The sequence below is a fragment of the Altererythrobacter sp. KTW20L genome, from assembly GCF_023501975.1.
Taxonomy (GTDB): Bacteria; Pseudomonadota; Alphaproteobacteria; order Sphingomonadales; family Sphingomonadaceae; genus Alteraurantiacibacter.
On sequence record NZ_JAMFLH010000003.1, the window covers coordinates 60,409 to 73,597 of the forward strand.

Consider the following 13,189-nt stretch of genomic DNA (forward strand, 5'->3'; position numbering starts at 1 on the left):
ATGGGCCGAATCTGGCGGTTTTCGATAGGCCGAGCATCATGGCAACTTCTCCACAGGCAAGCCAACGCGCCGGGCAGCGGCGATGAACGAGTCGACGGGGATGGGTTTGAAAATCAGCCGCTCGCGGCCGAAGCTGTGCTCGAGGCTCAGATGGTAGCCCGGAAGCGATTGCTGCCGGACGATCGTGCGCAGCTCGAACGCGAATTGTTTGAGCGGCGAGAGCGCGCCTGATTTAAGGTGAAGGTGCGGAATATCGAAGCTCCAGCCACCACGCTGATAACCGCCATGTTTGCGCACAATCCGGTAAAGCCAACGCTCGACGCCGCCGGTCAGGCTGAAATAGGCCCGGTCGATGGTCAGGATCAGCCCTCTGTCGAGCACGCCTGCATAGAACCAGTCTGGCAGGATCATCTCGATGCCGGTCGCGCGGCCACGGTCGTCCAATGTTTCGCGCCATTCGTTGATCCAGGAGAAACGGTGGCGGCGGCGTTGGTGCTGTTGCCGGATTGACGTTGCAACGGTGGTGGATTGCAGCCGGTCAAGCGCCGCGCGCAGCCGCACATAATGGTCCTTGCCGGTTCCCCGTCCGATAAAGGTCAGGATTTCATGGGGGCGAGCAGCAATCAGTCGCGAGGTTGGACGGCCTGCGTCGCGGGCCTCAACGAGCTGGCTTGCTGCCCAGATCAGGATATCGGCATCCCAGATCGTCGCCATGCCATGCTCTGGGACAGCTTCGACCGAGATCCATGTCGCCCCCATCGCGAAGTCGATCGGTGCGGAGCGCCGTGACTTGGCAAGGCTGAAGAAGGGCCACGTCATGAGATCCTGCGCGTCCCTTGCAGCAATGTCGCCAGGGATCGATCGGAACAGCTCGAGTTGTGCAGCTGTGGTTACAGGTCGCATCAGCGGCGTACCGGACGAGCGGACAGACAAATGCCTTTGCCGGGATCGGACGTGGAGTTGCGGCGACCATTTTGCGCCCATGCGTCAAGGTCGACGATGGCATACACGATCCGCCGTCCCAGCTTGTGGAAGGCTGGGCCGGTCCCATAGCAGCGGTGTTTTTCGAGAGTGCGGGCGGACAGACCGAGATGAACCGCTGCGTCCGGTGTTCTCACGTAGCGCGGCACTACGGGTACAAATTCTCCGTCCATAAGGGACCTCCTGTGAAGTGCCGGACACAAGGGGTTGCACCGGCGGACAGGAGGCGAGAGTTCGGATTTTTAGGGCATTGGGTGAACGGACATAGGACTGCGCGGCGGAATGTCCCGATTAGTGGCCGTTCAACAGACGAAGATAGCCGCCGTCGCGAACAGCAAGCGCTTGGCGCTGCCAGCGCGCAATCCGTTTGCGTTCACTTGATCCGTCCCACTCGGCTGCGGAATATCGGCGGGCATCGCGGGCGATCAGTTCAACCGCCAGGTCACGCGCGCTGACACCTTCCGGCAGCGCATCAAGCAACCTCAACCATTGGACCAGACGCCATCGTTCTGAGCGACCCGGATCAAGGCAAGCTGGTCTGGGACGCAGAAGGCTCAGATGAATATGTTCATGGAAAGCCGACATCGCCGCGCGGCGCAGTTCCCAAAAGCTATCAGCGGGCAGGATATAGGCGAGCGGTTCAGCATCCGACGGGTTGCCAATGATGGTCAGCCGGTGGCGCCGTCCGGAGGAAGCGAGAACAATGTGAAGTTGTGCACCTTCGTTGTGCTGACCGACGATTGCTGCGTCACCGACGATCGTGCGTGCGGTATAGCCACGAAAGGCGCTTGGATCTGGCCGCAGCTGGAGGATGGCTGCAGCAACAGAGGGTGCCCAGATGGCGGGGCGCCGGGTTGGAGAGTGATCAGGGTCGGCTGCGAAAGACCAACCCCCAGTGCCTGGCCAGACGCTTGCGCGCGAGCGGCGCTGCGTCAATGGTCCGAGCATATTGGTCGCGGTATTCAGGATTGCGGCGCAGGAATTCCTGCGCGAAGTCCGCTCGATCATGCGTTTCAAATGCTTTGGCGTAGCTCTCCGAACGCCAATCGGGCTTTTCCTCCATCACAGCTCTCCTGTGAGGTCTTTTTTGGGAATTTGACGATCATGTTAGAGGCATGGCCAGAGAAGTGCTGGAGTTAGTCGCGCGCTATGCTTTGGGCAGGCACTATCGATTGTGCTGGAATGGTGGAAACTCCGCAGCTTAGTGGGCACGGGGATCAAGCAAGTGCCGGTAGCCGCTTTGTGTCATCCACTTGGCTCGGGCGAGGTGGCTGTCATAGACCAGCCTGGCGCGATCCGGCTCTACCGCAGGATCGATTGCAAAGATGATTGAGACGGCTTCTTCCCATGATGCGCCGTCGTTCTCGGCGTCGAGAAGGCGCAGATAGGTGACGAGGTGGCGCTCGTCGTAGGCGCTCAGCCTGTCCATCAGCGGTGGTTGTTCATCAAAGTCAGGAGCCGGCATTGGTCCCTCCTCGGCGCGCGGCCAGTTTAATCGCTGCACCTCTGCAAGGCGAGCAGAGATGCAGTGCGAACTTCCCCCTCAAACGTGAGAGCGTTATGCACCAAACCGCATAACCTCTTATCTGCACAGCACGGGGCGACACCACCCGAAGGGGCAACATGTGTCTGCTGTAGTTCAGAAATTGTGAAATTGCGGTGCCGATTCGGCTGAGCGCAGCCGTTTTGCGTTCAAAGCCCTGCGGGATTGTCAAAGAAACGGGCGGGATCGACGGCAAGCTCTTTTGCGAGTCGCTCGATGGTGTCGAGCGTCGGCGAATTGGCTGCGCGTTCAAGAAGGCCAACATAGTTGCGGTTGATTCCGGCACGATGTGCCAATTCCTCCTGCGAAAGCCCACTGGCGTGACGCATTCGCCTTAAATTCGTCGCAAAAATCTCCCGAAGCTTCATGCCTCGTGGGTCGGCGGAAGCCTAATATACTGCCACCCAATATACTAGGGATTCGTCATCGCCCGGTATTACCCGGGCGATGACTTGGGCGGTTCAGCTTTCGCTGCGCCGGGCGGGACGGTTCCAGACCAGGTCGTGGCTGCCGTCCTCGGCTTCGAAGAGCTGGGCGAAGATCGGGGCCACAAAGCTCGGATCATCAAGTTTGACCGAAAGGTAGGGCCGGTCATCCTGAGTGCGCTTTTCCCATGCGGCGCCGATCTCGACATCGCCGACGAGGACGCGGTGGCTTGGAGCGTTGGAGCTGGTGCTTTCTTCTGCGACGATACGGACCGATTTGGCCTGCAGTGCAAGAGTGGCGATCTGGCCCCGGAGCTCTCCCGAAACCTTCTTGAAGTTGCCGATCTTTGCCATGGGTATTTCCTTTTCCGTTGGTCGGACCGCTCCAGTGCGGCCTCGATGCGCGGATGAAGGTCAGCCAGTGGCAGACGCTGCAGCGTCAGCCCGTAGCGTTAGCGAAGGACGGAGTGGTCGGTCTTTCTTGCCTCGCGAGGAACGGCGGCACGCCGGGGGAAGAAAGTCCGAAACGCACCGTTGCAGCAAGTATGCCAAGCGAAGCGTCTTGCTGACATAGGCGCGTGTCGAAAGAGGCCGTACTGGTGCGATCCTGCAGGAATTGACGTCCTTGGCGCAGATTGCAGTTTCACCGTAGTAAGGTTTCCGGTTCAGACGGCTTTGAAGCCTGCCAAACCGCTTGTCGTTGTATCGAACGCACTCAGCCAGCCCAGCTTTGCCCCCTATTCGCTGATGATCGACCGAGCCGGATCAGGATTGCTGCTAATCGACCGGTCGTTTGCTGAGTTTGCGCTGTTATGATCGCTGCCACCCATCACACTTCGCCAGGCCGAGACGGACGTGGCGATAGCTGCGATCAACCCGAGAACTGCCAACACAGAATTGCTGCTTGTTGCCAGCGCACCAAGGCTGTGCGCGGCTTGGTATCCGGCGAAAGCGGCAGGGATGGCAAATAGCAGCGCGATCCCCAACCTGAGCAAAGGGGACCGGATAAAGGCGATCAGGAATTGGCCGACGAGCAACGTGGCGATGCCGGCACCAAAGGCGGCGAGGATTGCCGCCGGATAGCTGTATTCGTGGCGGAGTAGCGCGAAGCCAGTGACGATCGCGATGTAGGCTGGCAAGGCCAGGCTGGCGAGCCGGAAGAGCAGCCATAGCATGTAAAGGCCGGCAACGGCCCCAAGGATGAGGAAAATGGTCATAAGCGTCCCTTGTCTGGACGCGCTCGCCACCACCACCTCAGCGCAATCTGCGACACAAGGATAGCATAGCGGGACTCGGTTCGAAAAGTCCGAATGAGCAGAATGTCAGCGGGCGAAGGGGTCATATTCGCGCAGGACCTGCTCAGGGTCGCCATCAAATTCGTCGGCAGGGATAACGGAGTAGCCCTGGCTGGTCTTGATGATGACGATCACTGTCATCAGTGTCCGGGAGAGGTTCCAGCCAAGCGATTGTGCGGTTGCTAGTGGCATCCTGCGGCTCCTGTCTAGGAGCGGGACCACCCCGCTCGACAGTCGCCCCACAGGCCGGGGACTGGACGCAATCACCGCAGCAAAGCTGCGGCCGCACGCGCAAGCGTAGCGGACCCTTCACGGGTTGATTGAAGGAGGACAGGCTTCGAGCCCAGGGATCAGCGGCTAATGCGAGTGGTTGGTTCTGCAGAAGAGGCGCAAGTCTGCGCTACCAGCGCCCTGTGCAGGCCGGCTCACTCGGACCGACATAATTGCGACCGGCGATCGACTAAATCGGTCCAAGCCGAGCATGGAAGAACGCCTGAGTAGCCCTGAACTGGACTTGAGCTGGTGACAATGTGGTGACAGAAGCAAGCGATTATGGCTTTGTCACCAAATCCTCGCGAGCTACGCGAGGTGCAAATCGTTGTTTTTCGGTAGGAAACTTGGAGCGGGCGAAGGGATTCGAACCCTCGACCCCAACCTTGGCAAGGTTGTGCTCTACCCCTGAGCTACGCCCGCTCTGGCGTCGCCGGATGTCCCTGTAAAAGGGGTGTTCCGGCTGGGAGGCGCGCCACTAACACCGGGCGCTATATCGTGCAAGAGGCAAAGTGGCGCGGTACAGCCTGCGCGACATGGGCAAGATCGAATAACGCCTTCGCCCTTCACAAACGGCCACAATGCGCCACATAGGTGCATCAATCGAATTAGCCGCAACAGGAGCAGCCACTTGGCAAGCATGGGCCTCAGCATCGACGAACAAAAGGCCGTCGACCGTTTCCGCCAGACCGTCGTCGAACCCAGCATGACCAAGCTGGTGGTGGTCGATTTCTGGGCCGAATGGTGCGGGCCGTGCAAGGCGCTGACGCCCGTGCTGGAAAAAGTCTGCGCCGAATATGCCGACAAGGGCGTGGTGCTGGCCAAGATCAACGTGGACGAGGAAGGCTTTATCGCCAGCCAGTTCCAGGTGCGGTCGATCCCCACGGTCTATGCCATGTTCCAGGGCCAGCCGGTGGCCGACCTGACCCCGGCGCGCACCGAAAGCCAGCTGAAGGGCGCGCTCGACCAGATCCTGTCGCAGGTACCGGTCCAGCCGGGTGCGGAAGGCGCGCCCGACGATGCCGAGATCGACATCGCCCAGCTTCTCGCCATGGCCGAAGACGTGCTGGCCCGCGGCGAGGCGGAACGTGCGGCATCGATGTTCATGCAGATCGGCCAGATGGCTCCCGACAGCGCCGAGGCTGCATCGGGCGTGGTCCGCGCGCTGATCGTGGCAGGCCAGATGGCCGATGCGCAGACGGCCTATGATACCTTGCCGATCGAGGTCCAGGCCCGTCCGGAAATGGCCCAGGCCAAGCTGGCCCTCGAACTCGCCGCCAACCAGGTCGATGACGGCGAGTTGCAGGCACTGCGCGCATCTGCCGCAGAACGCCCGGCCGACATGGAAGCCCAGATGGCCTTTGCCGAAGCCGCCTTTGCTGTTGGCGAACGTGACGAGGCGGCCGATACCCTGCTGCGCGCCATCGGCACCGATCCGGCGTGGAACGATGGCGCGGCCAAGGCAAAGCTGCTGCAGATGTTCGAGGCGGTCGGGCTGGAAGATCCCTGGGTCGCCACAACCCGTCGACGCCTTTCGCTGTTGCTGTTCGGATGAAGCCGAAACGCCTCCCCATTTTTCCGCTGACCGGCGCGATCCTGTTCCCAGGGTTGCAGCTGCCGCTCCATATCTTCGAGCCCCGCTACAAGGCGATGGTGGGCGAGGCGCTGGCGCGCGACCGGCTTATCGGCATGATCCAGCCGCAGGAACAGCGCGAGGACGCACCGCTTTACCAGGTCGGCTGCGTGGGCAAGATCGAGGATGTCGAGACCAGCGAGGACGGCCGCTACAACATCGTCCTGGCGGGCGAGGCGCGGTTCCGCGTGCTGCGCGAGATCGAGGTTTCCACTCCCTTCCGCCAGGTCGAGGTCGAGCTGATCGCCGAACTGCCCGAGGAATCGCTCAGTTTCGCCGAGCGCGCCGGGTTCGAGAGCGAGGCGATGAAGTTTGCCGATGCCCAGGGTTACAGCGTGGACTGGGAACAGCTTTCGCGCCTGGACGACGTGGCGCTGATCAACGGCCTGTCGCAGATCGCCCCGTTCGACGCCGCCGCCAAGCAGGCGCTGCTCGAAGCGCCGGACCTGAAGCAGCGGTGCGAGTTGCTGATCCAGCTGATGGAATTTTTCGGCCGGGGTGATCCCGACGAGGTCAGGGTGACATTGCAGTAGCCTGCTTATCGAAGGCGCATCCGCGCCTTCGTCCTCGGTGCTGATCCCTCCACTACGTTGCGGGGCACCCGCGGGCGGCCGGTCGGCCTATGCGATCCGCTTGTCGCGGACCGGGCCGGCGCTTGAGGCTAGAAAAAAGAATTTCTGATCCCGTCGATCACGTACTGCGCCGCCAGCGCCGCCAGCAGCACGCCGAGCAGGCGGGTGATCACCGCTTCGACCTTGGCGCCGAACAGCTTCATCAGCGGGCTGGCCGCCATCAGCGCCAGCATGGTGAGCAACAGGACGGCGGCCAGCGCGCCCAGCACTACCAGCGTACCTTCCGGCCCCTGCGCGCTGCCCGACAACAGCATGATCGAAGCGATCGCGCCCGGCCCTGCCAGCATGGGCATGGCCATGGGAAAGATCGCCACGTCCTCGTGCGCCGGATCGCTGCGAACCTTGTCGGCCCGGTCCTCGCGCCGCTGGGTGCGCTTCTCGAACACCATGTCGAGAGCGATCATGAACAGCATGATGCCGCCGGCGATGCGGAAGGCGTCGATCTCGATATGCATCGCTGTCAGCAAGTTCTCGCCCGCCAGCGCGAAGCCCAGCAGGATCAGGCCTGCAACCAGGCAGGCACGTATGGCCATCGAACGGCGCGCGGCAGGCGTGGCATTGGATGTGAGCCCGGCATAGATCGGCGCACATCCGGGCGGATCGATCACCACGAACAGGGTGACGAACGCACTGAGGAACAGTTCGATCAAACCGGCATCAAGCATGGCATTCACAGGCGCGCTCCTCCCACCGGCATGACGAAATCGAGCGCGTTTTCCCAGCGACCTTCGCGCAGATAATCGACCCGCACTACGCGGGTGCCATCGGCGCGGTGTTCCCACCGCCATTGCAGGGTGCCATCGTCGGAGCGGGCCCCGCCGGTCTGCGCCCCGTCGGATACCGCAGGCAGGGACGGTTGCGCCGTTCCGCGCGCGCATTCGGCCACCCTGCCCTCCACGAAATCGAGCGCGGGCACCACGATGACATCGCTGCTAGGCTGCACAGGCGGGGTGGGCGCCGGAGGCTGCGGGTTGTCCGGCCCGTGCATTTCATAGGTCCAGTCGTACTCGCCGTCACGGCGCAGGGTCCAGACCCGGGCATAGCTGCCCACCGTGCCGTCGTCCTGCTGGTAGCGCCCGAAGCTGACCGCCAGCGAGCCATCGCAACTGGTCCACACCGCAGTTGGCGTCCAGCCCGTTGCGCGGGCGGGGCTCGGCTGCCGGGATAGCCACGATGCGGCCTCGACCGTACCTTCTTCAAGGTGGATCAGCGCGCCCGATGCGGCCCGGCGGGCAAGTGCGGTCCACTGGCCTTCTTCACGTGCGGTGCGGGCCAGGCGGACATCGGCGGCGGCAACGCGGCCGGGCTCCCCGATGACCGGTAGGGGGCGGCGGCGCACCTCCGTCCGTTCGAGCATCTGGCTGGCGCCCTGGCGGCCGGGATCTCCCCCGCGTGATCCGCCAGGGCCGCTAGCGCAGGCGGCAAGACTGCAGGAAAGGAAGATGCCAAGGGCGATCCTGCCCGGTGCGATAAGGTTGGTCATGAAACCGAATTGCGCCCGGGGAAGCGCCTTGTCAAAGCCAGAGGGCTACATCGACGAATAGGCGAGGTTCGTCACAACGATGTTGAGCACATTGAGGCCCACGATCAGCACCAGCGGCGAAAAGTCGATCGCGCCGGTATTGGGCATGATCCGCCGCACCGGATTCAGCATCGGATCGAGCAGGGCATTGATCGCCTTCCACAGCGCGGCGACGAAATTGTTCTGCATGTTGACCACGTTGAAGCTGATCAGCAGGCTGAGCACGAACTGGCAGATCACCAGCACGATGATGATCGAGATGAGATAGCCGATGACCTGCGACAGGGTGATAAGCAGCACTGGTGAGCCTTTCGGTTTGCGTCCCTGCGCTCCTCTAGCCGAAGAGGCGCAGGTGTATCAATTGCCTAATACGGGTGGGTGCCGGAGCGGCAAGCGGCCTCAGGCCGAGACCAGCGTGCCCGCGCCGCGGCTGGTGAAGAATTCCAGCAGCATGGCATGGGGCACCCGGCCATCCAGCACCACCGCCGCCTCGCAGCCCGATTCGACCGCTTTGACGCAGGTTTCCAGCTTGGGGATCATGCCTCCCTTCACCGTGCCATCCTCGCGCAGGGCGGCGATATCGGCGGGCTTCAGGTCGGTGAGCAGCTTGCCCTGCTTATCCAGCACGCCCGCCACGTCGGTCAGCAGGAACAGCCGCGCCGCGCCCAGTGCAGCGGCAATGGCACCGGCCATGGTATCGGCGTTGATGTTGTAGGTCTGGCCGTTCTCGTCACTGGCGATGGGCGCGACGATCGGGATAAGCCCGGCATTGCTCAGCGTGGTCAGCACGCTGATGTCCACCGCCGTGGGCTCGCCCACAAAACCCAGGTCCACCGCCTGCTCGATCTGGCTGTCGGGATCCTTGACCGTGCGCGAAACCTTGGTGGCCGTAACCATCCGCGCATCCTTGCCAGACAGACCGATGGCCTTGCCGCCTGCCGCATTGACCCAGCCAACCAGCTCCTTGTTGATCGCGCCCGACAGGACCATCTCGGCCACTTCGGCGGTCGCCTTGTCGGTTACCCGCAGGCCATCGACGAACTGCGATTCCACGCCCAGCTTCTTCAGCATGGCACCGATCTGCGGGCCGCCGCCGTGGACCACCACCGGGTTGATGCCCACCGCCTTCAGCAGCACAATGTCCTCGGCAAAGTCCTTCGCCGCCTCTGGATCGCCCATGGCGTGGCCACCGTACTTCACCACGAAACTGCGCCCGGCATAGCGCTGGAAATAGGGCAGGGCCTCGATCAGCGTCTCGGCCTTGAACAGCATCTGCTTGTCGGAAACATCGGTCATGGCGCGTGGCCATAATGGCTTTGTCCGGCGCTGCATAGAGAGGGCATATGTGCTGCCCCTGACAGGTAGTCCTGCCTATGAGAAACCCAGACGCGTTTCCCTAGTCAATCGGGCATGACCCGCCTGATCCTCGCACTCGCCCTCCCCTTCCTGCTACTCACCGCTGGGACGGCAAGCGGCCAACAGGTCGACCCTGAACGGGCGCAATTCGGCATCTGCAGCGGTAGCGGCCGGGTGACCTGCGTGGTCGACGGCGACACCATCTGGTATCGCGGCGACAAGATCCGCCTGGCTGACATCAACACCCCCGAGATATCACGCCCAGCCTGCGCGGAGGAGGCACGCCTCGGCGCCGAGGCGCGCGACCGGCTGGCCGACCTGCTCAACGCCGGGGCCTTCTCGCTGGAAACCGAAGGCCGCGCAGTCGATCGCTATGGCCGTCTGCTGCGGATCGTGACGCGCAATGGCACGAGCCTGGGCGACACGCTGGTGGCAGAAGGTCTGGCCGAGCAGTGGCAGGGCCGTCGTTCCGGCTGGTGCAACAACGAAGCGATGGGCGGCTAGGATGGAGACCCGAGAATTTTTCGCCGAAGGCTCTTGAAACCAATCCGGGCATCACGCATTTAACAGGAGCGGACCGGGCCCCTCTGGCGGGTGTTGTTTGACGACACCCGTGATGTCGGACCGCATCGGACAGCCGATGCGTTCCTGACTGGGTCACGATTTCCCCACCGTGTCAGGATCCAGAAGCTGACCGATCACCCTCGCGAATCTCTTGTCGGAGACCAAGGATGACGGCCCGTTTGTTTCGACTGACCCAGATGCACCAGCGCATCGACGAGCGTTTGCGGCTGGCCGCCGCGCGTCGCAGCGTGGAGGCATGGGAACTCGCTCGCCTTGCCGCGCTGCGTGCGCGGGTCAAGGCGCTGATCCGCCAGAATGTGCCGCAGTCCTTCCTCGCCTGAGGACAGGGTTGCAGCCTGCGCGGGGAGCGGTCCGTTGCCGGGCCACCCCCACCCCCCTCCGGCCCGGAGCGGTCGTTCCCCGCGCTAAATTTCTTCCCCCCCTCTGCGCCCTTTTTGCGTCGATGACCGGATTATCCCTGCATGATGGAATTTCTTGCCGCCGACTGGCTCGGCACTCCGCTGTGGTTCTGGGGGGCATTCCTGGGAATCGTCATCGCGCTCACCGCCTTCGATCTCGGCGTCCTCAACCGCGAGGACAAGGAGATGGGCATCGCCGAAAGCCTGCGCCTGACCGCCTTCTACATCGCTGTTGCCATGCTGTTCGGCGTGTGGGTGTGGTTCGAGCGGGGGGCGACATCGGCAACCGAATTTTACACCGGGTTCTTCATCGAGAAGGCGCTGTCGATCGACAACGTCTTCGTCATCAGCCTGATCTTCGCCACCTTCGCAATCCCCGCCAAGTACCAGTACCGTGCGCTGCTGTGGGGCATCATGGCGGTGATCGTGCTGCGCGGCCTGATGATTGCCGGCGGCGCGGCGTTGCTGGAAGAGGCCTGCTGGGTGCTCTACCTGTTCGCCGCCTTCCTCGTGTTCACCGGGATCAAGATGTTCTTTGCCGGCGATGCACCGATGGACGTGGCAGGCAATCCGGCGGTCCGCTGGATCAGCCGCCACATGCGCGTGACGCCGGATCTCCACGGCCAGCGCTTCTTCGTCCGCATGCCCGATGCAAAGACCGGCAAGCTGGTGCTGGCCGCCACCCCGCTATTCCTCGCGCTGGTGGTCATCAACCTGGCCGACCTGGTCTTTGCGGTAGACAGCGTTCCGGCAATCTTCGCCATCACCACCGACACCTTCATCGTATATACCAGCAACATCTTCGCCATCCTGGGCCTGAGGGCGCTGTACTTCGCGCTGGCCGCGATGATCCACCGGTTCCACTACCTCAAATATGCCCTGGCCGCTGTGCTGGTGTTCATCGGTTCCAAGATCTTCGTGACCGACTTCCTGTTGGGCGGCGGCAAGTTGCCCGCCTGGATAAGTCTCGGAGTGACCTTCGCCCTGATCGCGGCAGGAGTTGGCTATTCACTATGGAAAACCCGCGGCACCGAGGAGCCTGACTGGCCTGCAGTGGAGACTGAAAAGATCGTCTGATCAATTGATCTTCCGCACAGGATCGTGGGATCGTGCATCGCCCTTGAAGAGGGTGCAGTCGACTTTTTCGATGTAGTCTGACAATCCGCAGGCGATCGGCCCAGCTCGACGCGGGCCGGTCGCCAGGCAGGGAGGGGCAGTGAGTGTTTGACCAGATCGCGGCATCGCTGCTCTCCCCGCCGATCCTGTTTTTTGCGCTTGGCGCGCTGGCGGCGCTGGCGCGGTCCGACCTTGCCGTTCCCGAAACCGTGGCCAAGGGCCTGTCACTTTACCTGATGGCGGCCATCGGCCTGAAGGGCGGGGTGGAAGTGTCGCGCATCGGGATCGGCGGCGACCTTGGCATCGCGCTCCTTGCCGGGTTCGTGCTGAGCTGCGCAATTCCCTTTGCCGTGGCCCCGGTCCTGCGGCGCTTCGGCCGGCTCGACAGGATCAATGCCGGTGCGATCGCCGCGCACTACGGGTCGGTCAGCGTGGTGACTTTCGTGACGGCGAACCAGATCTATGCGGGCAGCGGCTTTGCGGCAGCGGGGTTCATGGTCGCGGTGCTGGCGATCATGGAGACCCCGGCGATCCTTTCCGGCCTGCTGATTGCCCGGCGCGGGACGGGCGGCAAGCTGTTCGAGCCGCGGCTGCTGCATGAGGTGGCTTTCAACGGTTCGGTCGTGCTGCTGCTCGGCAGTTTTGCCATCGGCATGCTGATCGGCGAGCAGGGGTACCAGCCGATCTCGCCGCTGTTTACTGCCGGTTTTACCGGGGTGCTGTGCCTGTTCCTGCTCGATATGGGCCTGATCGCGGTGCGGCGCCTGATGCAGACCCGCGCGCTGAACCTGCAGCTGGCCGTGCTCGGCGTAATCTTTCCGCTGGCCAACGGGGCGATCGGCGTTGCGGCGGGCACCCTGATCGGGCTCGATGCGGCGTCGGCGGCCGTGCTCGGCGTGCTGGCGGGTAGCGCATCCTATATCGCCGTCCCCGCCGCCATGCGCATGTCGCTGCCACAGGCCGACGCAGGGCTTTACCTGGCGATGTCGCTGGGCGTTACCTTTCCGTTCAACATCATCGTCGGCATCCCGCTGTTCCGCTGGCTGGCCGAGAACCTGGGAGGCCTGACATGACCGGTATGACACGTCGCGAGCGGATCGAGGTGCTGGTCGATGCGCCATTGGTGCCCAAGCTGGCCGCGCTTGCGACCGAAGCGGGGATCACCGGCCATACGCTGTGGCGCGTGACCGGCGGCACGGGCAGCGGCGGCATCTGGACCGAGGATCTGCTGTCGGGCGCCACGGCCAAGTCGCTGTTCCTCGTCATCGCCAGTGCCGAGCGGGCCGACCGCTTCATCGCCGCGCTGGAACCGCTGCTCGACAGCCACCAGCTGATCGTCATGCGGTCGAGCGTGGAAGTGGTGCGGCCCGAACGCTTCTAGCCCCCCGGACGCAAGCAGGGTGGCCGCATCGGACCGCAGGTCTGATCGCCCT

General features: G+C 63.1%; 20 protein-coding genes and 1 tRNA gene. 7 read left to right on the forward strand and 14 right to left on the reverse strand.

What is annotated here, in order from left to right:
• Positions 1 to 36 precede the first annotated feature (36 nt).
• The 10 genes from M3P36_RS03395 to M3P36_RS03440 all read right to left on the reverse strand — a co-directional run bounded on the left by M3P36_RS03395 (position 37) and on the right by M3P36_RS03440 (position 4,937).
• On the reverse strand, positions 37 to 903 hold the full coding sequence (locus tag M3P36_RS03395) for a replication initiator protein A (RefSeq protein ID WP_249700745.1): 867 nt from the start codon (positions 901 to 903) through the stop codon (positions 37 to 39).
• Positions 903 to 1,154: a helix-turn-helix transcriptional regulator gene (locus M3P36_RS03400; protein ID WP_249700747.1), complete on the reverse strand. Its 252-nt coding sequence runs from the start codon at positions 1,152 to 1,154 to the stop codon at positions 903 to 905. Before M3P36_RS03400 ends, M3P36_RS03395 begins: the two co-directional genes overlap by 1 nt.
• Positions 1,155 to 1,272: 118 nt before the next feature.
• A complete protein-coding gene (locus tag M3P36_RS15130) occupies positions 1,273 to 1,929 on the reverse strand; it encodes a DUF2285 domain-containing protein (RefSeq protein ID WP_283773314.1) in 657 nt (218 codons plus the stop codon).
• Positions 1,847 to 2,044 carry a transcriptional regulator domain-containing protein gene (locus M3P36_RS03410; protein ID WP_249700749.1) on the reverse strand — a complete coding sequence of 66 codons (198 nt, stop codon included), beginning with the start codon at positions 2,042 to 2,044 and terminating at the stop codon, positions 1,847 to 1,849. Before M3P36_RS03410 ends, M3P36_RS15130 begins: the two co-directional genes overlap by 83 nt.
• A 138-nt stretch (positions 2,045 to 2,182) precedes the next feature.
• Positions 2,183 to 2,446 carry a DNA -binding domain-containing protein gene (locus tag M3P36_RS03415; protein ID WP_249700752.1) on the reverse strand — a complete coding sequence of 88 codons (264 nt, stop codon included), beginning with the start codon at positions 2,444 to 2,446 and terminating at the stop codon, positions 2,183 to 2,185.
• A gap of 227 nt (positions 2,447 to 2,673) precedes the next feature.
• A complete protein-coding gene (locus M3P36_RS03420; RefSeq protein ID WP_249700754.1) occupies positions 2,674 to 2,892 on the reverse strand; it encodes a helix-turn-helix domain-containing protein in 219 nt (72 codons plus the stop codon).
• Between the two features lie 93 nt (positions 2,893 to 2,985).
• Positions 2,986 to 3,303, reverse strand: a complete 318-nt coding sequence (locus tag M3P36_RS03425; RefSeq protein ID WP_249700757.1) for a DUF736 domain-containing protein — start codon at positions 3,301 to 3,303, stop codon at positions 2,986 to 2,988.
• 383 nt (positions 3,304 to 3,686) lie between these two features.
• Positions 3,687 to 4,166, reverse strand: a complete 480-nt coding sequence (locus M3P36_RS03430) for a hypothetical protein (protein WP_249700760.1) — start codon at positions 4,164 to 4,166, stop codon at positions 3,687 to 3,689.
• A 105-nt stretch (positions 4,167 to 4,271) separates the two neighbouring features.
• Positions 4,272 to 4,436: a hypothetical protein gene (locus M3P36_RS03435; RefSeq protein ID WP_249700762.1), complete on the reverse strand. Its 165-nt coding sequence runs from the start codon at positions 4,434 to 4,436 to the stop codon at positions 4,272 to 4,274.
• 426 nt (positions 4,437 to 4,862) lie between these two features.
• A tRNA-Gly gene (locus M3P36_RS03440) sits at positions 4,863 to 4,937 on the reverse strand.
• Positions 4,938 to 5,154: 217 nt separating this feature from the next.
• Here M3P36_RS03440 and M3P36_RS03445 point away from each other — a divergent pair.
• Together M3P36_RS03445 and M3P36_RS03450 are read left to right on the forward strand one after the other, a co-directional pair.
• Positions 5,155 to 6,069 (forward strand): tetratricopeptide repeat protein, encoded by a 915-nt coding sequence (locus M3P36_RS03445; protein WP_249701641.1) that lies wholly within the window; start codon positions 5,155 to 5,157, stop codon positions 6,067 to 6,069.
• Complete coding sequence (locus M3P36_RS03450; RefSeq protein WP_249700764.1) at positions 6,066 to 6,680, forward strand: LON peptidase substrate-binding domain-containing protein; 615 nt, start codon at positions 6,066 to 6,068, stop codon at positions 6,678 to 6,680. The genes M3P36_RS03445 and M3P36_RS03450 overlap by 4 nt, the downstream gene beginning before the upstream one ends.
• A 128-nt stretch (positions 6,681 to 6,808) precedes the next feature.
• Here M3P36_RS03450 and M3P36_RS03455 read toward each other — a convergent pair whose 3' ends face one another.
• The 4 genes from M3P36_RS03455 to argB all read right to left on the reverse strand — a co-directional run bounded on the left by M3P36_RS03455 (position 6,809) and on the right by argB (position 9,597).
• On the reverse strand, positions 6,809 to 7,429 hold the full coding sequence (locus M3P36_RS03455; protein WP_249701655.1) for a MarC family protein: 621 nt from the start codon (positions 7,427 to 7,429) through the stop codon (positions 6,809 to 6,811).
• Between the two features lie 20 nt (positions 7,430 to 7,449).
• Complete coding sequence (locus M3P36_RS03460) at positions 7,450 to 8,262, reverse strand: hypothetical protein (RefSeq protein ID WP_249700766.1); 813 nt, start codon at positions 8,260 to 8,262, stop codon at positions 7,450 to 7,452.
• 45 nt (positions 8,263 to 8,307) lie between these two features.
• Positions 8,308 to 8,601, reverse strand: a complete 294-nt coding sequence (locus M3P36_RS03465) for a YggT family protein (RefSeq protein ID WP_249700767.1) — start codon at positions 8,599 to 8,601, stop codon at positions 8,308 to 8,310.
• A 99-nt stretch (positions 8,602 to 8,700) separates the two neighbouring features.
• Positions 8,701 to 9,597 (reverse strand): acetylglutamate kinase, encoded by an 897-nt coding sequence (argB, locus tag M3P36_RS03470; protein ID WP_249700769.1) that lies wholly within the window; start codon positions 9,595 to 9,597, stop codon positions 8,701 to 8,703.
• Between the two features lie 114 nt (positions 9,598 to 9,711).
• Here argB and M3P36_RS03475 point away from each other — a divergent pair, with 114 nt between their 5' ends.
• The 5 genes from M3P36_RS03475 (at position 9,712) to M3P36_RS03495 (ending at position 13,137) form a co-directional block, all read left to right on the forward strand.
• Positions 9,712 to 10,161 carry a thermonuclease family protein gene (locus M3P36_RS03475; protein WP_249700771.1) on the forward strand — a complete coding sequence of 150 codons (450 nt, stop codon included), beginning with the start codon at positions 9,712 to 9,714 and terminating at the stop codon, positions 10,159 to 10,161.
• Between the two features lie 227 nt (positions 10,162 to 10,388).
• Positions 10,389 to 10,562: a DUF465 domain-containing protein gene (locus tag M3P36_RS03480; protein WP_249700772.1), complete on the forward strand. Its 174-nt coding sequence runs from the start codon at positions 10,389 to 10,391 to the stop codon at positions 10,560 to 10,562.
• A 144-nt stretch (positions 10,563 to 10,706) separates the two neighbouring features.
• Entirely contained in the window at positions 10,707 to 11,717 is a 1,011-nt protein-coding gene (locus tag M3P36_RS03485; RefSeq protein ID WP_249701672.1) for a TerC family protein, read from the forward strand.
• Between the two features lie 143 nt (positions 11,718 to 11,860).
• Positions 11,861 to 12,829 (forward strand): sodium-dependent bicarbonate transport family permease, encoded by a 969-nt coding sequence (locus M3P36_RS03490; RefSeq protein WP_249700774.1) that lies wholly within the window; start codon positions 11,861 to 11,863, stop codon positions 12,827 to 12,829.
• Positions 12,826 to 13,137, forward strand: a complete 312-nt coding sequence (locus M3P36_RS03495) for a P-II family nitrogen regulator (protein WP_249700776.1) — start codon at positions 12,826 to 12,828, stop codon at positions 13,135 to 13,137. Before M3P36_RS03490 ends, M3P36_RS03495 begins: the two co-directional genes overlap by 4 nt.
• The last annotated feature ends 52 nt before the right edge of the window (positions 13,138 to 13,189 follow it).